Raw genomic sequence first — 23,438 nt, 5'->3', positions numbered from 1 at the left:
GCGCAAGGCAGGGGGCAAGTGGAACGTTCCGGAAGGTCGGACGGGTGGGTCGGGCCGTGGCCACGCGGGACGGTGCGGTGCGTCAGTCGAAGCCGTAAATCCGCTCGTATCCGCTCAGGATGTTGTCGCATCGGATCGTGATCGATATGCCGCGGCGGCCTTCGCCCTTGATGCCCCAGCCGAAGGCGAGCCGGTCTTCGTGTTCGATCAAAAGCTCGCGCCTGGCGGTTCCGTCATCTTCATAATACCAGTCGAACCCACCCATGAACACGTTGGGCGGGCGGGCCGTGAGCATGGCACGGATGTCGCGCAGAGCCTGGGCGACTTCCGGGTGGCCCGCGGCGGCCTCGAGTTGGCTGAGATCGACATAGGAATAATGGTGATCGCCGAACCCGAAATGGAAATCCTCGGTCACGGTGCGGCCCATCGGACCGACGGTGGAAATCTGGTAGTTGCCGGCGCGCGGGCGCACATCGGTGACGACCCGGTAGAGGCTCCAGTCGAGGCTGACCCAAAGCTGCACCCGCGCCTCGCCGGAACCGCCGCCCGAGGAGGTGGTGGTGTGACCCGCCAGCGCGATCGGATCCGAGGAAACGGTCCAGCGATGACGGTGAGCGAAGCGTTGGCCGGCGCGGGCGGGACGCAGGTTGATGCGTTCATCGGCGTAGAATTTGGCGCCGCCGCCGGTCGGAATTTGGGCCTCGAGTTGCCAGGTCAGGACGCCGGAATAGCAGCCGGGATCGACCGGCCGGAAGCCGCGGACGGCATAGAAATTGTTGGGTGGCCGCGCGCCGGGGCGGGAAATGCGATAATCGCCGCTGCCATAGACCTCGCCCCTGCGATTGTCGTCTTCGAAGTCTTCCGCCAGGGGCTTGGGCTCTTCGGCCGGGGCATCGGTGCTTTCGGTATCGTGGCTTTCGGCTGTGGCCCGAAGGGTGGGAAGGGCGAGCAGCAAAACAAGGACCGCAAGGAAACGCAGGATCGTCGGCATCGTCGGGGCCCCCGTTTTGTTGTGCTGTGCAGGTCTGACGCAACCCCACCACGGCGCAAGACGTCTCAAACCCCGCGCGGGCGGCAGCCTGCACCCATATATACCATACCATCGCAGGTGGCCCTGTGATGATGCGACACAAAACCCCTGTGCCGTTCAGGCCGTGTCGATCAGCTCGAAATCATGGGTCATCTCGGCCGTGGCCGCCATCATTGCCGAGGCCGAGCAGTATTTCTCGATCGACAAGCTGATGGCGCGCTCGACCTTGGCCGGGCTCAGGCCGGGACCCTTGACGATGAAATGCATGTGGATCCTGGTATAGACCTTGGGATCGGTTTCGGCGCGGGTGGCGTCAATCTCGACCACCACGTCCTCGATCGGCTCGCGGCCGCGTTCGAGGATATGGACCACATCATAGGCCGAGCAGCCGCCGGTGCCGAGCAGCAAGAGTTCCATCGGGCTGGGCCCGGGTTTCTTGCCGTCGTCGCCATGCGCTGCGCCGAAAGCGATGGTATGGCCGGACTCGGTGCGGCCGAGGAAGGTGCGTTCTCCGGCCCAGGTGACGCGTGCTTTCATGACGGGGTTCCTTTCAAGCTTTGCTGTTGAGCGACGCGGCGTTCGCGCAGGAAGGCATAGAGACCTGCGGCGATGGTGATGCCACATCCGACATAGGTTATCCAATCGGGTTCTTCGCCGAAAACCACGAACCCAACCGTCAGGGCGAACAGGATGCGGGTGTAGCGGAACGGCGCAACCACGGAAATCTCGCCGATCCGCATCGCCTGGATCATCAGGTAATACCCGAGGGCGCCGAATCCGATGCTGCCGGCGAGATAGGCCTGCGTGGCGGCGTCTGGCGGCGTCGGTGGCGCGATAACTGCCATGTGCAGGCTGCCGGCCACCACCAGCGTGGCCATGCCGTAAAACGCGATCCGGGTCGACGGCGTGGTGCCGGGCATCAATCTTGTCGAGACGTCACGCAGCGCCAGCCCGATCATCGCGGAGACCGCCCAGAGCGCGTTGATGTCGAAGCCTTCGAGGCCGGGTCGGAGGATCACCAGAACGCCGGCAAAGCCTGCCAGGATCGCCCCCCAGCGGCGCCAGCCGACCTTCTCGCCCAGCAGCACGATGGCGACGAACGTCACGACGAGGGGCGTGGCCTGGATCACCGCCGAGGCCAGCGAAATGCCGACGGTGGAGAGCGCGGTGACGAAGCTGAACGTGGCGAGGATCTCGGCCCCGTTGCGCAGCAGCATCGGCCAGCTGACCAGGTCGGGCGCGACGACCCGGTGGCCGCGCGCCCGGGTGATGGCGGCAAAGATCACGGCCCCACCGAGCCCCATCGTGGCCAGCACCTGGCCCTTGGGCAGGCTCTGGGCGGCCAGTTGCACGCAGGCGTCGGTGGTGGCGAAGAACGCCATGGCGGCAATCAGATAGGCGATGCCGCGCAGGTTGTCGCTGGGCATGGGGAGCCTTTCACCAGATGACTGCGCCGTCATTGGCTGCGCGGTGCGGGATTGTCTAGGCTCGTGAGCACAAATTTCGCGATATTTGTCAGATGACAGGTTTTGGTCCGAAGACGACGTCAAGAGAAGCAGATCGGTTGTCCGCTTTTAGCGCCCTGCGGACGTCAGATGTCAGCGTGGTCGGCGTACCACTGCGGCCAATTCAACAAGCCCGGTTCCCAGAACAACAATCGTGACAGTCCACAAGACCACGTATCCGCGTGCCGGCATGTTAAAGGGATCGACCAGCAACCATACGAGTACCGTTCCGGCGGCAAGGATGTTGATTGCGATTGCGCCGGCCAGGCCAAGACCGCGCCAGCGATCCTCATTCCGACGTTCAATCCAAAGCGCGATGCCGATACCAAGAAGTACCGCACCAAGCACGGTGACATAGAAGTACGTGCCGGTCACCGGCAGTCCAAAAAACGCGATGGTTTGCCCGGGAAACACCAGGAGGCAGACCCCAAGCACAACGTTGATAACGGCGTCTATGGCAAGAAGTCCCTTGCGGTGTCGTTCGTTCATCACGGCAGTTTCGCACGGCGACAATGTCAGAATCAATCAGCAAGTGGCCGACACGAAAACCGTTTCGAATCCAAATCTACCGGGCCCCGTCGCTTGCGGCGCGCCATGGCGCAGAACAGGAAGTTTTATTTTGCGTCGGATCGTCTGCCGTCGTTTCAAACCGGCGAGTGTTTACGGAAAGCGAAAGCCTCAGACGAAATCGGCACGGCAATGAACATTGAGCCGCCAGCCAACCGTTACATAGCCAAAGGAGCGTGCCTGCGCCGCTTTTGGCCGCGAGGCAAAACTTCCGGCAAACTCAGACAAACAAGTTTTGATGGGCCCCGCTTGCGACAACCACGGACATCGCGAAGACAAATGCCGACGCATAGTCGGTCAGTTTCCGCTGTGCCTTCTTGGGCCGCATCGTCCACTCGGACCATTTCTTCTGGTCATCTTCAAGGTTTGAGTCATCCGAGTAGTTCATAGCATTCCCATTCGTCACCCCACAGAACCTGGTTCAAAATACACAACAATTTGGCAGAACTATGGCAAATACGGTGAAAAGAAGCCGAAACTGACCAATCGATGATCCCAAGGATCAGCGGCGGAAATCGGAGTTCCGGCATAGTCTTGCTTACTGCGATTGCGTCCGCCGCAATTGCATATGTTGGGTAAGTCCCGCGGAGCCGTCATTGAATACCGTTTATGCCTGTCGGGGCTGCAACCCGCAGTACTGCCGCCGTGCTTTTCCTGGCCGCGGTTACGCGCCAAAGCAGTGCAGCTGCGCGCCCGGGACAGACCGGCTTCCGAAGGGTTACTTGCCGGGTTTGTGGATCGGCACGCCGTAAAGCTCCAGCCGGTGGCCCTTGAGCCGGTAGCCGAGTTTCTCGGCGATCTTTTCCTGAAGCGCTTCGATCTCGGAATCGACGAATTCGATGACTTCGCCGGAGTTGAGGTCGATCAGGTGGTCGTGGTGGTCGCGTTCGGCATCTTCATACCGCGCGCGGCCGTCGCCGAATTCGAGCTTGTCGAGAATGCCGGCCTCTTCGAACAGCTTCACCGTGCGATAGACCGTGGCGATCGAAATGCCGGGGTCGCGGGCCGAGGCGCGGGCATAGAGTTCTTCCACGTCCGGGTGATCGTCGGCATCCTCGAGCACCGCCGCGATGGTGCGGCGCTGGCCGGTCATGCGCAGGCCCTTCTGTTCGCAGCGTTCGGTGATGGTTTCGGTCATGGATCGGTGCGCGCCTCGGGTCTGCCACTTGGTGTATCGGTTTAGCCGCAGGGGCGGGCGATTTCCAGATGCAATGCGGCCAGCCATTGACTTCCAGCGAGGGGGAGACCATGTAGCACCCAACCGACGTCTCCTGCCGCGTGAGCAGTGAAAGCAACATCCGGACAAGACCGGAGCCGAGACGAGATGTCGAGTGATGTTCCCAAAATCACGCGTGGGTGCAGGCGCTGCTGCGGCGGGCACGGGCAATCGGCCCCGCCCGTGAGGCATGCCAGCGCAACCCATATGACCGCAGCCTTGCCCATGATGGGCCGGGCCGGTTTGAACATATGCGCGGCGCGACGTGCCCCGCGCGAAAGGACAAGATGAAAGATTTCAATTCGATGGGCCTGTCCCAGCACCTGAAGACGCAGCTGGGCAAGCTGGGCTTTTCCGAGCCCACCCCGATCCAGGCCCAGGCCGTGCCGCATGCCATGGACGGCCGCGACGTGATGGGACTGGCCCAGACCGGCACCGGCAAGACCATGGCCTTCGGCCTGCCGCTGGTGGCGCAGATGATGAGCCGCGGCAAACCGGCGCCGAAAACCGTGCGCGCGCTGGTGCTGGCGCCGACGCGGGAACTGGCCAAGCAGATCTCGGAAAGCCTGAAAGCGCTGGTCGAGGGCACGCCGATGAAGGTGGGTCTGGTGGTCGGCGGCGCCGGCATCAACGCCCAGATCAACCGCCTGGCGCGCGGCACCGATATCCTGGTGGCGACGCCGGGGCGGCTCATTGACCTGCTCGACCGCAGGGCCCTGACGCTCGATGAAACCCGTTTCCTGGTGCTCGACGAGGCCGACCACATGCTCGACATGGGCTTCATTCACAGCTTGCGGAAAATCGCGGCGCTGTTGCCGCAGCCGCGTCAGACCATGCTGTTCTCGGCCACGATGCCGAAGCTGATGGAAGAGCTGGCGCAGAGCTATCTGAGCGATCCGGTGAAGGTTCAGGTTTCGCCGCCGGGCAAGGCCGCCGACAAGATCGACCAGGTGGTGCATTTTATCGCCAAGGCCGAGAAGCTGAACCTGCTGATCGAACTGCTCGACACCCACCGCGACGAGCGGGCGCTGGTGTTCGGTCGCACCAAACACGGTTCGGAGAAGATCAAGCGCCAGCTCGAGAACGCGGGATTTGCCGCCGAGTCGATTCATGGCAACAAGAGCCAGGGTCAGCGGGACCGGGCACTTGCCGCCTTCAAGGCGGGTGACACGCGCGTGCTGGTCGCGACCGACGTGGCGGCGCGCGGGCTGGATATTCCCGAGGTGCGGCATGTCTATAATTTCGACCTGCCCAACGTGCCCGACAACTACGTGCACCGGATCGGCCGCACAGCGCGGGCCGGCGCCGATGGCGCGGCGATTGCGTTCTGCGCGCCCGACGAGATGGGCGAGCTGAAGGCGATCCAGAAGGTGATGGGGATCACCATTCCCGTGGCCTCGGGTCGAGCTTGGGAACCGATGGAGGCGGCCAAGCCGAAAGCGCGGCGCGGCGGCAAGCCGGGCGGCGTTGCAGCGAAAGGCAAGCCTGGCGGTGGGCGCCGCCGACGGCGGCGTGGGCCGGGCAAGGCTGCGCAGAAAGCGGCCTGAACAGGATCACGCGGCGTGAACGGGTCTGTTCGTATCGGAATGAGGGAGACTTCTAGCCTGGAACTGTCATTGGCTGACCCGCGCGAATAGCGGCTCGGTGCTCAATGACCGCTCCAGGCCCAAAAACGGGGCACCCTCTCCGGCAAGACCCGCCGCGGCCTAACCCTTCCCGCACGCATGTGCCCCGAATTGCGCCTCCGTCAGAGCAGCAGAGACCCCTCCATGACCGGGCAGACCTCGCCCGTAATGGTGACTGTTTGGCCGTCGGTTGAGACCCCGATCTGCGACGGCCGGCCCATGTCTTCGCCCTGCCGGACCGTGAACGATTGATCGGCCCCGGCCAGCGCCGCGAGCAGCGCACCCAGCGTTGCCGCGGCCGAACCGGTGGCCGGGTCTTCGGGGATGTTGTCGAGCGGTGCGAACATGCGGGCATGGATCGCGTCCGGCCCACGCCAGTAGCAGAACTGCGCGAAATCGAGCGCGCCGGGGTATTTCGCGTTGCCGGCGCGAAAGCCGGCTATGTCGGGCGTGGCGGCCGCCAGCGCGTCGCGGCCGCCAAGCTCGGTGAAGGTGAAGGGTAGGCCCAGCGTCGCCATGACCGGCGCGTGGGCGGTCGTGGCGATCTGGTCAGGGTCGAGCGACAGCGCGGCGGCGATCTCCCCCACCGTCGGGTGCGCAAGAGTGCCGAGGGGCGCGGCCGTGGTGAAGCGGGCCCGCGATGCGGTCGCGTGGGCGCGGATCGGGCCAACGCCCAGGTCCAGCACCATGTCGGGGCCGTGGCCGGCCCGGGCCAGCGCCACGGCGGTGCCGATGGTCGGGTGGCCGGCGAAAGGCACCTCCATGGTGGGGGTAAAGATGCGCACCCGGGCGGTGTGGGCCGGGTCTGCGGGCGGATAGACGAAGGTGGTTTCCGAGTAGTTGAACTCGGCCGCGATCTTTTGCAGCAGCTCTTCCGGCAGGCTGGTCGCGTCGGGGATCACGGCGAGGGGATTGCCGCTGAACGCGGCGTCGGTGAAGACGTCGAAGGTGAGATAACGGGTCATAACCAGGTCTGGCCCTCAGACAAGACCGGGCTCGCGCCCGAAGCGGTGGGCGACGCGGGTGACGGTGAGCCCCTGCACGACGATCGAGAAGACGACGATGACATAAGTCACGGTCAGGATCATCGGCTTCCACTCGGTGTCAGGCAGCGACAGCGCCAGGGCCACCGAGATGCCGCCCTTGAGCCCGCCCCAGGTCATGATCGGGATCACGCCGCGGGAAAAGGCGCGGAAGGGCGACAGCATCAGCACCGGTACCGCCACCGCAGCGAGACGCGCCACCAGCGCCAGGGCAATGCAAAGGACGGCGATGACAAGATAGCTTTCATCCAGCACCACGGCGAAGACTTCGAACCCGATCAGCAGGAACAGGACGGCATTGAGGATCTCGTCGATCAGCTTCCAGAAGGCATCGACATAATGGCGGGTTTCCTCGCTCATGCCGTGGCGCGCGCCGATATCGCCGATCAGGAGCCCGGCGCAGACCGCCATGATCGGGGCCGAGAGATGCAGGAAGAGCGAAATCTGGTAACCGCCGAAGGCCAGCGCCAGGGTGAGCAGCACCTCGAGCGAGTAGTCGTCGATACGCCTCATGATGCGGAAGGTGAGCCACCCAAGCACCACGCCCATCACCGCGCCGCCGATGGCCTCCTGCGCGAACAGAGCCAGCGCGTCCATCGCAGCGTTCTCTTCGCCGTGGCCGCCATGCCCGCCAGTTGCGGGAAAGGCGAGGCCGAGCAGCACCAGGAAGACGACATAGCCGACGCCGTCATTGAACAGGCTTTCGCCGGCGATCTTGGTTTCCAGCGACTTGCGCAGGTTGGCCGCGCGCAGAACACCGAGGACGGCGACCGGGTCGGTCGGCGAAATCAGCGCGCCGAAGACCAGCGCGATCAGCAGCGGCGCGCCGGTGAGCCAGGCGAAGCCGAGGCCCACGATCGTGGTCGAGAGCGCCACGCCGATCGTGGCCATCAGGAACACCACGCGCCACTGTTCGCGCAGGTCCGAAATCTTGACATGTAGCGCTCCGGCGAAGAGCAGCAGCCCCAGCATGCCTTCGAGCAGCGCTTCGGAAAAGTCGATGCCGGTGATCAGGGCGCGCGAGCTTTCGGCGATGGTGAGCTGCGGCCAGATCCAGTCGGTTATCAACACGCCGAAACTGGCGAAAAGCGCCACGACGAGGATGCCGATGGCTGAGGGCAGTTTCAGAAACAGGTAGTTAATGGCGCCGAACGCCGCGGCCAGCACGATGAGAAGCGAGGCGATCTGCAAAAGGTCCATGGCGTCGGTCTGTCCACTGATTGATCTGCGGCAGGGCCTAGCATGAGGGTGGGGGTTTTCAAAGCGTTGCGGCGGCCGGAAAGAGCGTGGAGGGTGGTGTGTGTCGGTTCGGCACGGGCCCGGTCCGTGCCGCTCGCACCTATCTCTGGCGCGCCAGGTCGGCCCAGACCGGCAGGTGGTCCGAGGCCACTCGGGCGGGGCGGGCGGAATGGGTGCCGTGCGCCAGGGCGCGCAGATCGGGCGAGAGCGCGAAGCGGTCCAGCGGCGCGACCGGGCGCGGCGACGGAAAACTCGGGCGTTCGGGCAGGATGGTGAGACCGGGCGTGGCGACGTCGAGTGCTCGGGCCGGCCCCCATTCGTTGAAATCACCGGCGAGCACCGTTGGCAGTGGCGGCAGCCGTCGCAGGTGGCGGGTGATCGCGGCGAGCTGCAGCAGGCGGTAGCGGCGGATCAGACCGAGATGCACGCCGAGCACCCGCAGCGGGCCGATCGGCGTGGCGAGTTCGGCCAGGATCGCGCCGCGCGGCTCGAGTCCTGGCAGGTCGATATGGTCGGTTTTGAGGATGTCGATCCCGGGGGCGAGCAGCATGGCGTTACCATGCCAGCCCAGCGATCCGCCCGGCTCGCCGAAATGCGCCACGTGCCAGCCTTCGTCCTCGGCCATCTCGTGCGGCAGTGCCGCGGGGCGGGGCGGCAGGCGCTTGTCCGCCTCCTGCAGCACGACGATCTGCGCTTGGAGCGCACCGATCACCTCGAGCGAACGGTCCGGCCGCCGCCGCAGGTCGAGCCCGACGCATTTCTGCAGGTTGTAGCTTGCAATTCTGACATGCTCTGCCTTCATGGGCTCTATATGCAAACCATGAACGGGAATGTCACGAGGTGTTGCGCGAGCAGACATTGCTGACCAAGCTGATCTGGGCGGCGCTGCTCATCATTGCGGCAGATGCGCTGCTGACCGGGCGTTTGCCGGTCGCTTTCGTGGCACTGGCAACGCTGGGACTGTCGGCCGTGCCGGTGGTGTTTGCCCGTTGGGCAGCGGTGTATGTACCGCCCTCGTTCATGCTGGCGGTGGTGGCCTTCGTCGGCGGCACGCTGTTCCTGGGCGAGGTTTATGATTTCTACGAGCGTTTCTGGTGGTGGGACATCACCATGCACGGCGCCAGCGCGCTGGGTTTCGGGCTGATCGGCTTTCTCCTGGTCTTCATGATGTTCCAGGGCGACCGGTTCGCCGCACCGCACTTAGCGGTGGCGTTTTTCGGTTTCTGCTTCGCCGTCGCCATCGGCGCGGCCTGGGAGGTGTTCGAGTTCGTCATGGACCAGCTTTTCGGGCTCAACATGCAGAAATCGGGACTGATGGACACGATGGGCGACCTGATCGTCGATATCATCGGCGCGTTCCTGGGCGCGACGGTGGGGTGGGCCTATCTCAAGGGTCGGCAGGCGGCGGGGCTGCAAAAGCTGGTGGCTGAGTTCGTCGAACGCAATCCGCGGTTTTTCAGCCGCCTGAACGGCGACAAACCGGTGACGCGGCCGCGCGGGCCGGATACCGAACAGACCGGAGCGCGACGCAACGGCGCGGATTGACCTTTCACGCCGCTTGCCGGCTTGATGGCGGTGGGGAGGACTGCGCGGATGGAGCGAAAGGACAGGGTCGACGCGGCCGGAGCCGCCGCGATGGTGGCATTCGCGCTGCTCTTGGGCTTCAACCAGGTGGTGATCAAGGTGTCCACCGATGGTTTCCAGCCGGTGTTTCTGGCCGCGCTGCGCTCGATCGGTGCGGTGGCGGCGATCTGGCTGTGGATGCGGCTCCGCGGCATCGCCATCCGGCTGCCGCGCGAGGCCCGGCTCGGGGCGCTGCTGCTGGGGTTGTTCTTCACCTCGGAATTCGTCTGCCTCTACCTGTCGCTCGACCGCACCAGCGTCGGCCGGGCCTCGATCATCTTCTATTCCATGCCGGTCTTCGTGGCGCTGGCGGCGCATCTGTTGTTGCCCGCAGAGCGGCTTAACGCGACCCGCGCGCTGGGGCTGGTGCTGGCGATGGCAGGGGTGGCCTGGGTGATGGCCGACCGCGGCGCCGGCGAGGCGGACCTGACCGGCGATCTGCTGGCGCTGCTGGCGGCGGTGTCCTGGGCGGGGATCGCGCTGGTGGTGCGGGTGACGCCGCTGGAGCGGGTGGCGCCCGAGGTCCAGCTTCTCAGCCAGCTGGCGATCTCGGCGGTGCTGCTGACCGGCGCGGCGTTCTTCTTCGGGCCGTTCATCCGCGACCTGCAGCCGGTGCACTTGGCCGGTCTGGCGTTTCAGACCCTGGCGATCGCGAGTTTCGGATACCTGTTCTGGTTCTTCCTGATGAAGAAATACCCGGCATCGGGCGTGGCGTCATTTTCTTTTCTGTCGCCGGTCTTCGGCGTCGGTCTCGGTTGGCTGATGCTGGGCGAGACGGTGGGCGCAGAGATCGTCGGCGGCCTGGTGCTGGTGGCGGCGGGAATCACGCTGATCAACCGGCGCTGAGGCGGCCTGGCCACCCGTCGGCGCGCCGGGCGTTTGCACGGCAATCCGTCGCGGCGGGCAGGGGCCGTCAGGTGCCGCAGAAAGTCTGCCGCACCCGTTCATGCGGCTCCGGCGGGCGGGTGAGATCGGCCGCCTCGGGCTGGTCGTCATGGGGGCGCGCCAAGACCTTCAGCAGCCGTTCGAACGGCGCGAAGTCACCAGCGACGGCGGCGCCGATCATCTCTTCGACGCGGTGGTTGCGCGGAATGATGACCGGATTGCTGCGCGCCATCAGCGTCGCCGGATCGCCGGGTTCGGTCGCGCGGCGGGCTTGCCAGCGGGCCTCCCAGGCCTCGAAGCGGGCGCGGTCGGTGACCTGGTCGCGGGCCCGGGCCGTGCCGAGGGCGCGGAAGGTGTTGGTGAAATCGGCGCCGTCCTGCGCCATCAGATCGAGCAGCTCGTCGATCAGCACACGATCAGCCTCGCGGGGACGGGACAGCCCCAGCTTGGCGCCGAAGCGGACGAGCCGTTCCGTCTCGATCCGGGCCGGCATGGCATGGACGAGATCGGTGAACTCGGCCACCGCCGCGTCGGCATCCGGGCAAAGCGGCACCAGCGCGGTGGCCAGCTGGGCCATGTTCCAGACGATGACATGCGGCTGGTTCGACCAGGCATAGCGACCGTGGCGGTCGATCGAGGAGAATACCGTGTCGGGGTGGAAATCGTCGATGAAGGCGCAGGGACCGTAATCGATGGTCTCGCCCGACAACGTGGTGTTGTCGGTGTTCATCACCCCGTGAATGAAGCCGAACGACATCCACTGCGCCACCAGCTTGGCCTGCCGGTCGATCACCGTCGCCAGCAGCTCGGCCGGGGTTTCGGCCTGGGGATAGTGGCGGGCGCGGGTATAGTCGAACAGCGTCCGCAGACCGTCGATGTCGCCGCGGGCGGCAAAGAACTGGAAGGTGCCGACCCGGATATGCGAAGCAGCCACCCGCGTCAGCACCGCGCCGGGCAGACCGGTTTCGCGCCAGACGGTTTCACCGGTCGTCACCGCGGCCAGCGCCCGGGTGGTGGGCACGCCGAGCGCATGCATCGCCTCGGACAGGACGTATTCGCGCAGCACCGGCCCGAGCCAGGCCCGGCCGTCGCCGCCGCGGGAATAAGGCGTGCGGCCGGCGCCCTTGAGCTGGAGGTCGACCCGGCCCGCTTGGGTCTCGACCTCGCCCAGCAACAGCGCCCGACCGTCGCCCAGTTGCGGCGAGAAGCCACCGAACTGGTGGCCGGCATAGACCTGGGCCAGAGGGTCGGCGCCGGGTGGCACGTGGTTGCCCGCGAACACCCTCGCGAGTTCTTCGGGGGTGCCTTTGTCGATGCCGAGCAAGTCGGCCAGCGCGTCGTTGAAGGCGATCAGGCGCGGCTCCGCCACCGGGGTGGCGGGCTGACGGGTGTAGAAACGCGCCGGCAGCGTGCCGTAGCTGTTGGAGAAGGGAATGTGCAGCGTCATCGGCTAAATATAACATTGAGGAGCACCTTTTCCAGCGCGTGTCTTGTTGAGCAGGGCAGACGCGGGGGCCAGCCCCCGCACCCCCGGGATATTTCGGGTCAGATGAAGAAGCCGTCCCGGGGGCGAAATGAAACGGGATCAGCAGGGAATGAAGGCGACGTCCGCGATGCGGGAGACGAGAACCAGGCCCGGCGCGCCGGCTCGCAGGTGCGGCGGTGCCATCCGCCGGAGGGCCACGCAGATTTCGACAATCCCTCTGTCCCCGGGGGCGGCGCGGCGCGTGCCGGAAGAGGCGATGGGACATTTGGCAGCCGGTGGGCCGCCGCCGGTCAGGCGATGCGGGTCATCAGGTGGAAGGCTTCGCGCGGCTTGAAGCCGGCGCGCTCATAGAGGCGGCGGGCCCGGGGATTGTCGCGATCCACCTCGAGATGCAGCGCCTTGATGCCGTGGCTTTCGAGCGCCGGCAGCAGCGACAGCAGCACCTCGGTGCCCATGCCACGGCCGCGGACGCGCTCGCGGATGAAGAACTCGTCAATGAAACCGTCAATGCCGCCCATCTCGACCGAGTAGCCGAACGAGATCACGATATAGCCCACCGGGGCGCGGCGCGGGCCGATCAGGTAGGCGACGCCGTGGGGCGTGCCCTCGAGCAGCGGCACCAGGGCAGCGCGGCGCTGGTCCTCACCGGTCTCGATACCTGCGAAGCCGTGATAGGCGGCAACCAGCGGTTCGAGCCTGTCGAGGTCGTCGGGGCGGGCGAGTTGCAGGGTGCTCACAGGGCGGGGCTTTCTCTTGGGGCGCGGGTTTCGCGCGCGTCGATGGGGACGGATTTGCAGTCCCCGTGGGCGGCGTGGTCATCGGGACACGCCGCCAGGCAGCGCGCTTTGGCAGCTGCACAGGCGGTGCGGGACCGCGCGTCACGGCGCAGGTGGCGGCGGTTGGGCAGGCCAAACGTCCCCATCCATTTGTCGCCCGCGGCCCCGAGTGCCGGGCGGGCGGCGTCGAGCCCGTCCAACATCGACACGACAGGCTGCAGATCGATCAACGGTTTCGCGGGCAGGCCGGGCACGGCTGTGGACCCAACAGGATGCACGCCCAGGCAGTCGGGGCCGGGAAGGGCGCTCAAGTCCCGGGCCACCACGGGCCAGGCGGAATCGGAGGGTGGGCGCGGAGGCATCATAGCCGCGCCAGCCTTTCGGTCAGCAGGGAAAAGAACCCATCGGCATCGATATCGCCGATGAACATTGCGTTGGGGGAGCGGCCCGAGACGCCCCACCAGTCGGCCACGGTCATGCCCAGGGTGAGCTCGGAGCGGGTCTCGATCTCGACATTGACGACCCGGCCCGAGAACAGATCGGGCCGAAGCAGGTAGGCGGTGACGCAGGGGTCGTGCAACGGGGCGCCTTCCGAGCCGTATTTCTCCTTGTCGAAGCGTTCGAAGAAATCGGTCATCTGGGCGACGGCGACGCCCACCGGCGTGCCCAGGGCGCGAAATGCGTCGTTGCGCGGCGCCGTGACCAGCGCCTTGTGCGTGACATCGAGCGGCATGACCGTGAGTTTGACGCCGGATTTGAAAACGATATTCGCGGCTTGCGGGTCAACGTAGATGTTGAACTCGGCCGCCGGCGTGATGTTGCCGACCTGGAAGTAGGCGCCGCCCATCAGCACGATTTCGGCGACGCGCGCCATGATGTCGGGCGCTTTCTCGAACGCCATCGCGATGTTGGTGAGCGGCCCCAAAGGGCACAGCGTGACGCTGCCCGGGGCCTCGCGGCGCAGGGTCTCGACGATGAAATCGACGGCGTGGTCCGGTTGCAGTGGCATCGCCGGGTCGGGCAGGGTCGGGCCGTCGAGCCCGGTCTTGCCGTGGACATGTTCGGCAGTGACCAGCTCACGGCCCAACGGACGATCGCAGCCGGCAAAGACCTTGATGTCAGGTTTGCCTGCCAACTCACAGACAATACGGGCATTTTTCGACGTGAGGGGGAGTGGAACGTTGCCGGCGACGCAGGTGATGCCCAGCAGGTCGATCTCGTCCGGCGATGCCAGCGCCAGCAGGATGGCGACCGCATCGTCCTGGCCGGGGTCGGTGTCGATGATGATCTTGCGCGGGGCCATGAACTCCTCGTAACCGGTTCTCAGTGATTTGGCGGTATTCCGGGCCGGGCTGCAAGGTAAATCACGGCGAGGCGAATCGGAAATGCCACAGGCGGCGAAGGCTTGCCAACCGGGGCCTGTGCAAGTTGTGCCGGGCCGTGTACTTTGTCGCAAATGCCGGAAAACGGCAGGCAACCGGGCATGGGCAAGGGCAAGGAAATGGGTGGCACTCTGAGCGCGGGCATGGAGCCAGTGGCCAGCAAGGCAATGGATGCCAAGCTGCGCGAGATATGGGGAAAATTCGAAAAAGGTTGGATGCGGCGCGAACTGCGCAGCGTTCTGCCGCCCACGCGTATTGAGTGGATGGGCGTGAAGTTCATTGTCTATCCCCGTGATAATTTTACGGAATTCCGCATGTGGGAACTGGGCCGCCCGCCCGAACACGAGGCGACCGAGGAAATCGCCGCGATGTTGGCGGGCAGCAACGCGGTGATCGTGGATGTGGGCGCCAACGCCGGGGCATTCGGGCTGCCGATCCTGGCGCGGGCAGGCAAGACCGCGCGCGGCCTGTTTTTCGAACCCAATCCGGTGATGCTGCAACGGTTGAACGCAAATATTGGGCTCAATGAAATCAAGAACGCCCGCGTCTTCGATTGTGCGATCAGCGACGCGCCGGGTCGTTCGGCCATGTTTTTCCCAAAGAACGGCAATCTCGGGCAGGGGCGCGTCGAGCTTTCCTACGCCGGCACCGCCGAGGCCGACGAGACGATCGAGGTCGAAATCAAGACGCTGCCCGATTGCCTGCGATCGGCCCGGGTGGCCCGGGTGGATTTTCTCAAGGTCGATGTCGAAGGGCTGGAGGACAAGGTGATCGTGCCGCTGCTGGACGGCGACGAGAAGCTTTGGCCGGGGATGATTTACTTCGAGGTTGAGCACCAGGGGTCCTGGGACCTGCCGCTGCTCGGCCGGCTGGCGGAATGCGGCTACGACGAAGTCAAGAGTTTCGGCAAGAACCGGCTATACCGGCGGGCCAAGTGAGGCCATGAAACTCGCCTTTCTGACGATGGTGTGGCGCGACTACTGGTTGCTCGGGAAATGGGTGCACCACAATGCAAAGATTGTGCCGAAACGCCAACTTTACGTGATCAATCATGGCGGCGACCCCGAGGTGGATCGTCTCGCGGAAGGCTGCAATGTGATCCACGTGCCGCGCGACGAACTGACCACCGATCTGACCCGCCGCCGCTGGGACCTGAAAGGCGCGATGACCAACGGGTTGCTGGCCTTTCACGACAGGGTGGTTTGCACCGATGTCGACGAACTCCTGGTCTATGTCGGCGATAAGCCAGGCGGGTTGATCGAGCATCTGGAGGTGGCACCGATGGAAGGCAATGCCACTGCGCCGGTGGGGCTCAATCTCGTGCCGCGCGAAAGCGATAGCGCGGAGGACGGCCTGACCGTTCTGGAGCGGCATCCCAACGCGCTTCTGGCCGGGAAATACACCAAGCCCTGCATCGCCCACGCTCGCGTCGTCTATACCGTGGGCGGGCACGGGTTGCAGCGCGGCCAGTTTCGCATCGACCCGGAGATCCTGCTGTTTCATCTGCACTACGTGACGCCGGACTACCAGGAACGGATGGCGGCGCGACAGGGGATCGTGGCGCAGGCGAAGGACCACAACGCACTGCAGGAAAACCCCGAGGTGATCCGCAAGCGCCACTGGATCAACTGGTCGAACCCGGAGCATGTGCGGAACAAGGATTTCGGCAATTTCGACCGCGCCGAGGAGATCGACGTCTCTGGAGGCTTTTCCGCCTGTGCCGACCTGTTGCGGGGGGCGATCAAGCGCAGCGACCGCCAGATGGTGGTCGACCCGCGCATCATCAACGAGCATCCTCGGCGGATCGTTGTGCCAGCGGCGCTGCGCAAGGCGATCTGAGGCACGAAAAAGGGCGCCCCAAGCCGACGGGGCGCCCTTCTCGAAGCGACAGGTGCTGGGAGATTACCCGTCGAAATCCACTTCCTCGATCAGCTTCAGCGCGGCGGGTCGGAGCCGGGCGAGCTCCATCAGGTCGGCCTCGTCGGGGGAGAAGCTGCCCCAGCTGGCGACCAGCGGGTCGGGGTCGACGCCGGGGGTGATGGGGTATTCGAAATTCGCCTCGGCATAGATTTTCTGGGCCTCGGGCGAGGCGAGGAATTCCATCAGTTTCAAGGCGTTGTCGCGGTTGGGGGCGGCCTTGGTCATGGCCACGCCCGAGATGTTCACATGCGCGCCGCCATTCTCGAAGGTCGGGAACAGCAGCCGAACGCTGTCGGCCCATTCTTTCTGCTCGGGGTCGGCCAGCATCGCGCCCATGTAATAGGTGTTGCCGATCGAGATGTCGCATTCTCCGGCCCAGATCGCCTTGACCTGGGCGCGGTCGTTGCCTTGCGGCTTGCGTGCGAGGTTGGCCTTGAGACCTTCGAGCCAGGCGCGGGTCTTTTCTTCGCCGTGATGCTGCAGATAGGCCGCGGTCAGTGCGATGTTGTAGGGATGCGTGCCCGATCGGGTGCAGATCCGGCCCTTCCACTTCGGATCGGCGAGGCCTTCGTAAGTTGTCACATCGCCGTCTGCGACGCGGTCCTTGCTGGCATAGATCACCCGGGCGCGGCTGGTCAGCGCCCACCATTCGCCACTGGGCCCGTGGAAGGCCGCCGGTACGTTGGCCTCGAGCGCCGGGCTGGAGACGGGCTGGGTGAGGCCGGCATCGACGATGGCCGCGAGACGCGCGGCGTCGACGGTGAAGACCAGATCGGCGGGCGAGCGTTTGCCCTCGGCGCTCAGGCGTTCGACCATGCCTTTCGACATGTGGGCGACGTTGACGCGGATGCCGGTTTCAGCCGTGAAAGCCTCGGTCAGCGGGGCCAGGAGCTCGGGCTGGCGGTAGGAGTAGATGTTGACCTCATCGGCCAGCGCGGGCGTGGTAGCCAGCACGGCGAGAAGCGTGAAGCGGGTGAACATGCGCACTCTCCTGTTCATGTGTTGCGTGGGCTCGGTTAAATCCGACAAAATCAGTCAGGTCAATACTTGAGTCGAAAAGTCAGATACTTCGGCGCCGGTCCGGATGAGGCGAGGGTCCGGTCGCTCCGGATCTGCCGAATGACCGTAAAACATATTCCAAGCAGACTCTTAACGGCTGTTCTTCTCTTCGGCCTTGGCCAGGTTCCAGAGCGCGTCCATTTCTTCCAGATCGCTGTCTTCGGGGGTCTTTTCGCGCTCGGCGAGCAGGCCCTCGATGCGCTCGAACCGGCGGGTGAACTTGGCATTGGCGGCGCGCAGGGCCGATTCGGGGTCGATCTTCAGGTGCCGTGCAAGGTTAGCGATAACGAAGAGCATGTCGCCGAACTCCTCGAAAACCTCGGTCTCGCTCATCGTGTCACGGGCCTCGGCCAGTTCACGCGCTTCTTCGACGATCTTGTCGACCACCTCTCTGGTCGAGGGCCAGTCGAAGCCGACGCGGGCGGCACGCTTCTGCAGCTTGACCGCGCGCAGCAGCGCCGGCAGCCCGACGGCGACACCATCGAGCGTGCGGTGTTGTTTCTTGTCCGCCCGTTCGGCGGCCTTGATGGTTTCCCAGTCGACAGTCTGCTGCTCGGCCGACTTGTCGCGGCTCTCGTCGCCGAACACGTGCGGGTGGCGCGCCACCATCTTGTCGGACATGGTGTCGGCCACCTCGTCGAAGGTAAAAAGCCCGGCCTCGGCTGCCATCTGGGCGTGGAAGACCGACTGGAACAGCAGGTCGCCGAGTTCGCCCTTGAGCTCGTCCCAGGCCTCGCGCTCGATCGCGTCGGCGACCTCATAGGCCTCTTCGATCGTGTAGGGGGCGATGGTGGCGAAGGACTGTTCGATATCCCATGGACACCCGGTTTCAGGATCGCGCAGGCGACGCATGATTTCCAGAAGGCGGGGCATGCCGCCATGGGGATCGTGGATGAGGTGGTTTTCGGCCATTGCGTCGGGGTCCTTTCCGGGATTGTTTGTGCCGGGTGAGCAACAGGGAGTCCAGAGAATGGCAGTGATCAACCGTATTGCCGGGTTCGCCGACGAGATGGCCGGATGGCGGCGGCATCTGCACATGCATCCCGAACTGGGGCTCGACTGCCACCAGACGGCTGCGTTCGTGGCGGAGAAGCTGCGCGCGTTTGGGGTCGACGAAATTCACGAGGGCATCGCAGAAAGCGGCGTGGTGGCGGTGATCCGCGGACAGGGACTGGGGCCGGTGACCGGTTTGCGCGCCGACATGGACGCGCTGCCGATGGATGAGGCGACCGGGGCGGGCTGGGCCAGCACTGTGCCGGGGCGGATGCATGCCTGTGGCCATGACGGGCACACCGCGATGCTGCTGGGCGCGGCGAAATACCTGGCCGAGACGCGGAACTTCAGCGGGCGCGCGGTGCTGATCTTCCAGCCGGCGGAAGAGACCATCGGCGGCGGGCGGATCATGGTGGAAGAAGGCATCATGGACCGTTTCGAGGTCGAGGAGGTCTATGCGTTGCACACCGATCCGTTCGGGGGGCTGGGGGAGTTCCGCACGCGGCCAGGGCCTCTGATGGCGGCGGTGGACGATTTCGAGATTTTCCTCACCGGCAAGGGCGGGCACGCCGCCTATCCCGACACCTGCATCGACCCGCTGCCGGCGGCGGCGGCGATTCTGCAGGCGATGCAGACGGTGGTGAGCCGTAACACGCGGCCCCTGGAAGAGCTGGTGGTGTCGGTGACGCAGATCCACGGCGGCAGCGCGATGAACATCATTCCCGAAACCGCCTATCTGGCCGGGACGGTGCGCAGCTTCTCGCCCGCGATCCGCGACATGGCCGAACGGCGGATCGGCGAGATCGTCAGCGCCCAGGCGGCGGTTTACGGCGTCGAAGCGCGGCTCGCGTATCAGCGCAACTATCCTGCGACGGTGAACCATGCCGCGCAGACCGGGAAGGCCGCCGAGATTGCCCGCGAAGTGGCGGGCGAAGACAACGTGCTGACCGCGCTGCCGCCCGAGATGGGTGCCGAGGATTTCTCCTATATGCTTGAGGCGCGGCCGGGGGCGTTTTTCTTCCTCGGTCAGGGCGTTGGGCCGTCGGTGCACCATCCGGAATTTGATTTCAACGACGCGGTGGCGCCATTCGGGGCCAGCTTTTTCGCCCGGCTGATCGAGCGGCATCATCCCGTGGCAGGTGGGTGAGAGCTGCGCTGGGTGCCCGGAAAGGGCTGGCTTTAGAGGCGTGGATGTTCCGTTTTCGGATCGCGCGCCGCGATCCGACCGAGGCGGGGGAGGCGCTGCCTCCCCCGCACCCCCTCCGGGATATTTCAGGTCAGATGAAGGAAAACACGCTTGTCTTCCTCTTTCTCCAAATATCCCGGGGGTCTGGGGGGCTGGCCCCCCAGTCGGTCGGAGTGGCGAAGCCAATGCGAAACCAATGTCTGCTCCAGGCCAGAACTCACCCCATCCCGAAGCGGGGTGACTATGCAAAGGCGTCGTCGGTTTGCGTGGCTTCGCGCGTCTCCTGCGCTGTTTCGGCGTTGGCAAGCGCGTAAGGCTTGCCGGGCGGCCGCGATTGGGCTTGAGTGGGCGCAGGACTTGGACGAAAGGGCGCGAGACATGGCCGTGATCAACAGAATCGCCGGGCTGGCCGACGAGATGACCGCATGGCGGCGGCATATCCACGAAAACCCCGAGCTGGGGCGCGACTGCCACCAGACCGCGGCCTTCGTGGTCGAGCGGCTCAAGGAGTTCGGGATCACCGACATCTCCACCGGCTGGGCCGAGTCGGGTGTCGTGGCGGTGATCGAAGGGCAGGGCGAGGGCCCGACCATCGGGCTGCGCGCCGACATGGACGCGTTGCCGATCGAAGAGGAAACCGGGCTCGACTACGCGTCGAAAGTGCCGGGCAAGATGCATGCCTGTGGCCATGACGGGCATACCGCGATGCTCTTGGGGGCCGCGAAATACCTTGCCGAGACGCGCAATTTCCGCGGCCGCGCGGTGCTGCTCTTCCAGCCCGACGAGGAAGGCGGCGGCGGTGGGCAGGCCATGGTGCAGGAAGGCGTGATGGAGAAATACGGCATCGACGAGGTGTACGGCATCCACAATGGCCCCGGCCTGCCGGAAGGCTTGATCGCGATGACACCGGGGCCGCTGCTGGCGGCAGTCGATGCCTTCTATATTGATATTCAGGGCCGCGGCGGCCACGGCGCCGAGCCGCACGACACGGTCGATCCGGTGGTGGCAGCGGTTTCGATATGCCAAGCGATCCAGACCATCGTAAGCCGCAACAACAACAGCGCCAACCGGCTGGTGATCTCGGTCACCCAGATCAGCACCGGTACGGCCACCAACATCATTCCCGATACCGCGCGGGTTTGCGGCACGGTGCGGAGCTTTGCCCCGGAAGCGCGCGACATGGTCGAACGCCGCATGGGCGAGATCGTGGCCGGACAGGCCGCTGCGTTCGGCGTCGAAGCGGTGCTCGACTATGACCGCGGCTACCCGGCTACCGTGAATCATCCCGAGCAGACCGTCTTTGCCGCGGGCGTGGCCCGCGACGTGGTGGGAGCAGACCGGGTGGAAGACAACGCCACGCCGATTATGGCGGCCGAGGATTTCGCCTATATGCTGGAAGCGCGGCCCGGGGCCTATGCCTTCGTCGGCAACGGCGAGGGGCCGACGGTGCATCACCCGAAGTACAATTTCAACGACGCCATCGCGCCGGTTGGGGCATCATATCTGGCCCGGATCGTCGAGAAGGCGGCACCGCTCTGACCCCTGCCTTTCAAGGGGGCTCCCACCCGCCAACCCCGCGCCCTTGAAAGGCAGGGGGCGACGCTTGCGGCGACGCGGTCACCAGGTTTCACCGAACGGGCGCAGGTCGAGCTCGAAACTCCAGGCCTGACGGTCCTGCTGGCTGAGCAGGAAGGCGGCATCGGCGACGCCGGCGGCGGTGAGAAAAAACGCGTCGGGCTTGTCGGGGAAGCGGTGTTTCGCACGGTCGAGATCGACGATGCCGTCGAGCACGAGATAACTGACATGGATGTTCTCGGGGCCGAGCTGGCGGGCCAGCGACTGGGCGATCGAGCGCTGCGCCGCCTTGGCGGCTGCGACCGAGATCGAGGCCGGCCGGCCCCGTAGGGCCGCCCCCGCGCCGATCACGATGATGGTGCCGTGGCCGGCCGCCCGCATGTCGGGCAACACGGCCTGGACGGCGCGGAACAGGCCGAGGGCGTGGAGGGTGAAATCCTGTTCGAGGGCGGTATCGTCGAGATCGTCGATCCCGCCCCAGTGCGAGGCGCCAGCGTTGAAGATGAGCGTTGTGATCGGGCCCAGTTCGGTTCGGATGGCGCCGAGCGCCGATGCGAGCGAGGCGGGATCGGTGATGTCGCAGGAGAAGGGGCGGGCGCCGTCGATGTCGGCGGCCAGCGCATCGAGACGCGCCACGTCGCGGGCGCAGAGTGCGGTGGTATAGCCTGCGGCGGCAAAGCGCCTTGCGCAGGCGGCGCCGTTACCGGGGCCGGCACCGAGAATGGCGCAGACGGTGTTTTCTGACATGGGCACCTCGGATTTTGTTAGTGACGTTAGGAAAAATAGCACGAAACCGCCCGATGGCTGTGACAAACATCTACAAGACGCGCCTGGTTCGCCCAAGCCGTGACGCGGCGACTACGAGCGCCCTGCACGGTCGGGAACCCGGCGCATTCCCTGTGCGGAGGTCCATCGCCAAGACCGGGCGGCCGGCGCGTAAACCCTTTGGCGCGGCCGCCGGTTTCTGTCAGCTTGGGTCCGTTGAAGAAGGCAATAGGAGAAAGTCGCATGAGTGAATTTGACATTGTCATTTTGGGAAAGAGCCTGGCTAAGGGAATTTCCGGCGGGTTCGTCGGAGCAATCGGCGGCCGGCTGTTCGATGCGATCTTTCCTGCCGACGAAGTTCCCACTTATTTCGACGAAGTTTATGAGCACATCCGCGGCATCGTGCATTCCGAATTCACCAAGGCGGAAATCCAAAGGGCGGACGATGCGCTCAACGAAGTGAAACGTTCGATGCAGTATACCTATTTGCCAATGCTGAAACGCGGCGATTCGCGTGAATTGCTGCTCGCTGAACTAAGCAAGAACATTTCCAGCCTGAGACTCGTGCTGGAAACCGTGCAGGCACCGACAGATCGGCGCATGCTGGGCGCTGCGATCTATATTCTTGCCAATTCGATGGTTTATGCCATCGCCCAGGAAATGGCCAAGGTCGAAACGCTGGGACCGCCGTCTGACGATCCGGCATCGATACAGCCCGAACTGAGTGGCCATCTGAACGAGATCCGCGATACCGCAAAGGAAAACGGTCAGTTTCTCAACCAGACGCTGGGATATCTGTGCGCGGCTGTCGAGAAGGAGTTCTCGAAAGATGGCGATATCGGGGAGGCCCGGGTTTTGCGAAACGGCAAGGTCGTTCAATCTTACAAAATCGACCCGCCGCTGACATTCCGCAACGAGGCGGGGATCGCGGCGGCGCGCAGTGAACTGGACATGGTCTTTCATCTGGAAATCGAAAAAGCTAAGCGACAGGACGTATTCGTGCGTCTGGGCGATCCGTTTCAGGGCGACGGCGCGGTGGTGCAATGGGAGTATTTGGCCCAGCACCCGCTGTTCGGTGGCGACATTCGCAACCCCGGCACCGATCGGCAGGACTGGCAGATTCACACCTATGGTCAGGATCGCCGCTTCGTCAAAGGCCAGTACTGGGAGACGGCGCAAGGATATAAGCTGGAATTTCACCCCGAGGATGGCGGGCTTCGCATTCTCAGCCCATCCGGCGCCGAACCAGAAGTGCTTTTGCCGCCGCATCCCGAGGCCAATGAGTTGCGGTTGCGGGCCGATGCAAGGATTGCCACCTACAACCGGGCGTGCGAACCGCTTTGCTGGATGCACGAGCACCGCGGGCTTCCGGACCCGGCCGCAGGGGCGCAAGGGCTGTTGATCCGCTTCATTCTCGAAAATGACGGGAACTTCGATTGTTGGGGCGACCCGGAACAAGGCGGCGCACAGCAAGGACCACTGTTCAGCCTGGAAATCGGCGGGTTCTGACGGGGCACATTGCACTTGGTTTGCAAACGCCGCTGCGCAAATTTGCAGCCAGCT

General features: G+C 64.9%; 23 protein-coding genes. 8 read left to right on the top strand and 15 right to left on the bottom strand.

What is annotated here, in order from left to right; all coding sequences use genetic code 11:
- Positions 1–82: 82 nt before the first annotated feature.
- The 5 genes from NO357_RS15385 to NO357_RS15365 form a co-directional block, all read right to left on the bottom strand.
- Positions 83–991, bottom strand: coding sequence for a hypothetical protein (locus NO357_RS15385; RefSeq protein WP_306736593.1), 909 nt, complete (start codon positions 989–991; stop codon positions 83–85).
- A 156-nt stretch (positions 992–1,147) separates the two neighbouring features.
- Positions 1,148–1,567, bottom strand: a complete 420-nt coding sequence (locus tag NO357_RS15380; RefSeq protein WP_306736592.1) for an OsmC family protein — start codon at positions 1,565–1,567, stop codon at positions 1,148–1,150.
- Positions 1,564–2,457, bottom strand: a complete 894-nt coding sequence (locus NO357_RS15375; RefSeq protein WP_306736591.1) for a DMT family transporter — start codon at positions 2,455–2,457, stop codon at positions 1,564–1,566. The genes NO357_RS15380 and NO357_RS15375 overlap by 4 nt, the downstream gene beginning before the upstream one ends.
- A 171-nt stretch (positions 2,458–2,628) precedes the next feature.
- On the bottom strand, positions 2,629–3,024 hold the full coding sequence (locus NO357_RS15370; protein WP_306736590.1) for a hypothetical protein: 396 nt from the start codon (positions 3,022–3,024) through the stop codon (positions 2,629–2,631).
- Between the two features lie 796 nt (positions 3,025–3,820).
- A complete protein-coding gene (locus NO357_RS15365; RefSeq protein WP_306736589.1) occupies positions 3,821–4,240 on the bottom strand; it encodes a Fur family transcriptional regulator in 420 nt (139 codons plus the stop codon).
- Between the two features lie 365 nt (positions 4,241–4,605).
- On the opposite strand from NO357_RS15365, the gene NO357_RS15360 reads away from it, so the two are divergent.
- Entirely contained in the window at positions 4,606–5,865 is a 1,260-nt protein-coding gene (locus NO357_RS15360) for a DEAD/DEAH box helicase (RefSeq protein WP_306736588.1), read from the top strand.
- Between the two features lie 200 nt (positions 5,866–6,065).
- On the opposite strand, the gene NO357_RS15355 is transcribed toward NO357_RS15360, so the two are convergent.
- The 3 genes from NO357_RS15355 to NO357_RS15345 all read right to left on the bottom strand — a co-directional run bounded on the left by NO357_RS15355 (position 6,066) and on the right by NO357_RS15345 (position 9,027).
- Complete coding sequence (locus NO357_RS15355) at positions 6,066–6,908, bottom strand: PhzF family protein (RefSeq protein ID WP_306736587.1); 843 nt, start codon at positions 6,906–6,908, stop codon at positions 6,066–6,068.
- A gap of 15 nt (positions 6,909–6,923) precedes the next feature.
- Positions 6,924–8,186, bottom strand: a complete 1,263-nt coding sequence (locus tag NO357_RS15350) for a cation:proton antiporter (RefSeq protein ID WP_306736586.1) — start codon at positions 8,184–8,186, stop codon at positions 6,924–6,926.
- 139 nt (positions 8,187–8,325) lie between these two features.
- A complete protein-coding gene (locus NO357_RS15345; RefSeq protein ID WP_306736585.1) occupies positions 8,326–9,027 on the bottom strand; it encodes an endonuclease/exonuclease/phosphatase family protein in 702 nt (233 codons plus the stop codon).
- A 38-nt stretch (positions 9,028–9,065) separates the two neighbouring features.
- Between NO357_RS15345 and NO357_RS15340 the strand changes: the two genes are divergently transcribed.
- On the top strand, positions 9,066–9,770 hold the full coding sequence (locus NO357_RS15340) for a DUF2238 domain-containing protein (protein WP_306736584.1): 705 nt from the start codon (positions 9,066–9,068) through the stop codon (positions 9,768–9,770).
- 48 nt (positions 9,771–9,818) lie between these two features.
- Positions 9,819–10,694, top strand: coding sequence for a DMT family transporter (locus tag NO357_RS15335; protein WP_306736583.1), 876 nt, complete (start codon positions 9,819–9,821; stop codon positions 10,692–10,694).
- 67 nt (positions 10,695–10,761) lie between these two features.
- Here NO357_RS15335 and NO357_RS15330 read toward each other — a convergent pair whose 3' ends face one another.
- The 4 genes from NO357_RS15330 to NO357_RS15315 form a co-directional block, all read right to left on the bottom strand.
- The gene (locus tag NO357_RS15330) at positions 10,762–12,180 is read right to left on the bottom strand and encodes a protein adenylyltransferase SelO (RefSeq protein ID WP_306736582.1); all 1,419 of its coding nucleotides are present in this window, start codon (positions 12,178–12,180) and stop codon (positions 10,762–10,764) included.
- A gap of 329 nt (positions 12,181–12,509) precedes the next feature.
- Positions 12,510–12,956, bottom strand: a complete 447-nt coding sequence (locus NO357_RS15325; protein WP_306736581.1) for a GNAT family N-acetyltransferase — start codon at positions 12,954–12,956, stop codon at positions 12,510–12,512.
- Positions 12,953–13,357 (bottom strand): GrpB family protein, encoded by a 405-nt coding sequence (locus tag NO357_RS15320; protein WP_306736895.1) that lies wholly within the window; start codon positions 13,355–13,357, stop codon positions 12,953–12,955. Before NO357_RS15320 ends, NO357_RS15325 begins: the two co-directional genes overlap by 4 nt.
- Positions 13,357–14,298, bottom strand: a complete 942-nt coding sequence (locus tag NO357_RS15315; protein ID WP_306736580.1) for a nucleoside hydrolase — start codon at positions 14,296–14,298, stop codon at positions 13,357–13,359. The genes NO357_RS15320 and NO357_RS15315 overlap by 1 nt, the downstream gene beginning before the upstream one ends.
- 180 nt (positions 14,299–14,478) lie before the next feature.
- Here NO357_RS15315 and NO357_RS15310 point away from each other — a divergent pair, with 180 nt between their 5' ends.
- Positions 14,479–15,315 carry an FkbM family methyltransferase gene (locus tag NO357_RS15310; RefSeq protein WP_306736579.1) on the top strand — a complete coding sequence of 279 codons (837 nt, stop codon included), beginning with the start codon at positions 14,479–14,481 and terminating at the stop codon, positions 15,313–15,315.
- A 4-nt stretch (positions 15,316–15,319) separates the two neighbouring features.
- A complete protein-coding gene (locus NO357_RS15305; RefSeq protein ID WP_306736578.1) occupies positions 15,320–16,216 on the top strand; it encodes a hypothetical protein in 897 nt (298 codons plus the stop codon).
- A 63-nt stretch (positions 16,217–16,279) separates the two neighbouring features.
- On the opposite strand, the gene NO357_RS15300 is transcribed toward NO357_RS15305, so the two are convergent.
- Together NO357_RS15300 and mazG are read right to left on the bottom strand one after the other, a co-directional pair.
- Positions 16,280–17,278: a Fe(3+) ABC transporter substrate-binding protein gene (locus NO357_RS15300; protein WP_306736577.1), complete on the bottom strand. Its 999-nt coding sequence runs from the start codon at positions 17,276–17,278 to the stop codon at positions 16,280–16,282.
- Positions 17,279–17,446: 168 nt separating this feature from the next.
- On the bottom strand, positions 17,447–18,268 hold the full coding sequence (mazG, locus tag NO357_RS15295; RefSeq protein WP_306736576.1) for a nucleoside triphosphate pyrophosphohydrolase: 822 nt from the start codon (positions 18,266–18,268) through the stop codon (positions 17,447–17,449).
- Positions 18,269–18,326: 58 nt separating this feature from the next.
- Here mazG and NO357_RS15290 point away from each other — a divergent pair, with 58 nt between their 5' ends.
- Entirely contained in the window at positions 18,327–19,496 is a 1,170-nt protein-coding gene (locus tag NO357_RS15290; protein ID WP_306736575.1) for a M20 aminoacylase family protein, read from the top strand.
- Positions 19,497–19,913: 417 nt separating this feature from the next.
- Positions 19,914–21,074 (top strand): M20 aminoacylase family protein, encoded by a 1,161-nt coding sequence (locus NO357_RS15285; protein ID WP_306736574.1) that lies wholly within the window; start codon positions 19,914–19,916, stop codon positions 21,072–21,074.
- A 78-nt stretch (positions 21,075–21,152) separates the two neighbouring features.
- Here the strand turns inward: NO357_RS15285 and NO357_RS15280 are convergent, their stop codons facing one another.
- Positions 21,153–21,857, bottom strand: coding sequence for an SDR family NAD(P)-dependent oxidoreductase (locus tag NO357_RS15280; RefSeq protein ID WP_306736573.1), 705 nt, complete (start codon positions 21,855–21,857; stop codon positions 21,153–21,155).
- A 261-nt stretch (positions 21,858–22,118) separates the two neighbouring features.
- Here NO357_RS15280 and NO357_RS15275 point away from each other — a divergent pair, with 261 nt between their 5' ends.
- Positions 22,119–23,384 (top strand): hypothetical protein, encoded by a 1,266-nt coding sequence (locus tag NO357_RS15275; protein ID WP_306736572.1) that lies wholly within the window; start codon positions 22,119–22,121, stop codon positions 23,382–23,384.
- Positions 23,385–23,438: the final 54 nt, after the last annotated feature.

It is taken from the genome of Marimonas arenosa (genome assembly GCF_030848945.1).
Classification (GTDB): Bacteria; Pseudomonadota; Alphaproteobacteria; order Rhodobacterales; family Rhodobacteraceae; genus Marimonas; species Marimonas arenosa.
Note: the sequence above shows the minus strand (reverse complement) of the source record. Positions and strands in the feature narration are given on the sequence as shown.

Bases quoted from the DNA above. Each gene is read 5' to 3' on its own strand.
- NO357_RS15385 (WP_306736593.1), bottom strand. From the start codon at position 991: ATGCCGACGATCCTGCGTTTCCTTGCGGTCCTTGTTTTGCTGCTCGCC.
- NO357_RS15380 (WP_306736592.1), bottom strand. From the start codon at position 1,567: ATGAAAGCACGCGTCACCTGGGCCGGAGAACGCACCTTCCTCGGCCGC.
- NO357_RS15375 (WP_306736591.1), bottom strand. From the start codon at position 2,457: ATGCCCAGCGACAACCTGCGCGGCATCGCCTATCTGATTGCCGCCATG.
- NO357_RS15370 (WP_306736590.1), bottom strand. From the start codon at position 3,024: ATGAACGAACGACACCGCAAGGGACTTCTTGCCATAGACGCCGTTATC.
- NO357_RS15365 (WP_306736589.1), bottom strand. From the start codon at position 4,240: ATGACCGAAACCATCACCGAACGCTGCGAACAGAAGGGCCTGCGCATG.
- NO357_RS15360 (WP_306736588.1), top strand. From the start codon at position 4,606: ATGAAAGATTTCAATTCGATGGGCCTGTCCCAGCACCTGAAGACGCAG.
- NO357_RS15355 (WP_306736587.1), bottom strand. From the start codon at position 6,908: ATGACCCGTTATCTCACCTTCGACGTCTTCACCGACGCCGCGTTCAGC.
- NO357_RS15350 (WP_306736586.1), bottom strand. From the start codon at position 8,186: ATGGACCTTTTGCAGATCGCCTCGCTTCTCATCGTGCTGGCCGCGGCG.
- NO357_RS15345 (WP_306736585.1), bottom strand. From the start codon at position 9,027: ATGAAGGCAGAGCATGTCAGAATTGCAAGCTACAACCTGCAGAAATGC.
- NO357_RS15335 (WP_306736583.1), top strand. From the start codon at position 9,819: ATGGAGCGAAAGGACAGGGTCGACGCGGCCGGAGCCGCCGCGATGGTG.
- NO357_RS15330 (WP_306736582.1), bottom strand. From the start codon at position 12,180: ATGACGCTGCACATTCCCTTCTCCAACAGCTACGGCACGCTGCCGGCG.
- NO357_RS15320 (WP_306736895.1), bottom strand. From the start codon at position 13,357: ATGCCTCCGCGCCCACCCTCCGATTCCGCCTGGCCCGTGGTGGCCCGG.
- NO357_RS15315 (WP_306736580.1), bottom strand. From the start codon at position 14,298: ATGGCCCCGCGCAAGATCATCATCGACACCGACCCCGGCCAGGACGAT.
- NO357_RS15310 (WP_306736579.1), top strand. From the start codon at position 14,479: ATGGGCAAGGGCAAGGAAATGGGTGGCACTCTGAGCGCGGGCATGGAG.
- NO357_RS15305 (WP_306736578.1), top strand. From the start codon at position 15,320: ATGAAACTCGCCTTTCTGACGATGGTGTGGCGCGACTACTGGTTGCTC.
- NO357_RS15300 (WP_306736577.1), bottom strand. From the start codon at position 17,278: ATGTTCACCCGCTTCACGCTTCTCGCCGTGCTGGCTACCACGCCCGCG.
- mazG (WP_306736576.1), bottom strand. From the start codon at position 18,268: ATGGCCGAAAACCACCTCATCCACGATCCCCATGGCGGCATGCCCCGC.
- NO357_RS15290 (WP_306736575.1), top strand. From the start codon at position 18,327: ATGGCAGTGATCAACCGTATTGCCGGGTTCGCCGACGAGATGGCCGGA.
- NO357_RS15285 (WP_306736574.1), top strand. From the start codon at position 19,914: ATGGCCGTGATCAACAGAATCGCCGGGCTGGCCGACGAGATGACCGCA.
- NO357_RS15280 (WP_306736573.1), bottom strand. From the start codon at position 21,857: ATGTCAGAAAACACCGTCTGCGCCATTCTCGGTGCCGGCCCCGGTAAC.
- NO357_RS15275 (WP_306736572.1), top strand. From the start codon at position 22,119: ATGAGTGAATTTGACATTGTCATTTTGGGAAAGAGCCTGGCTAAGGGA.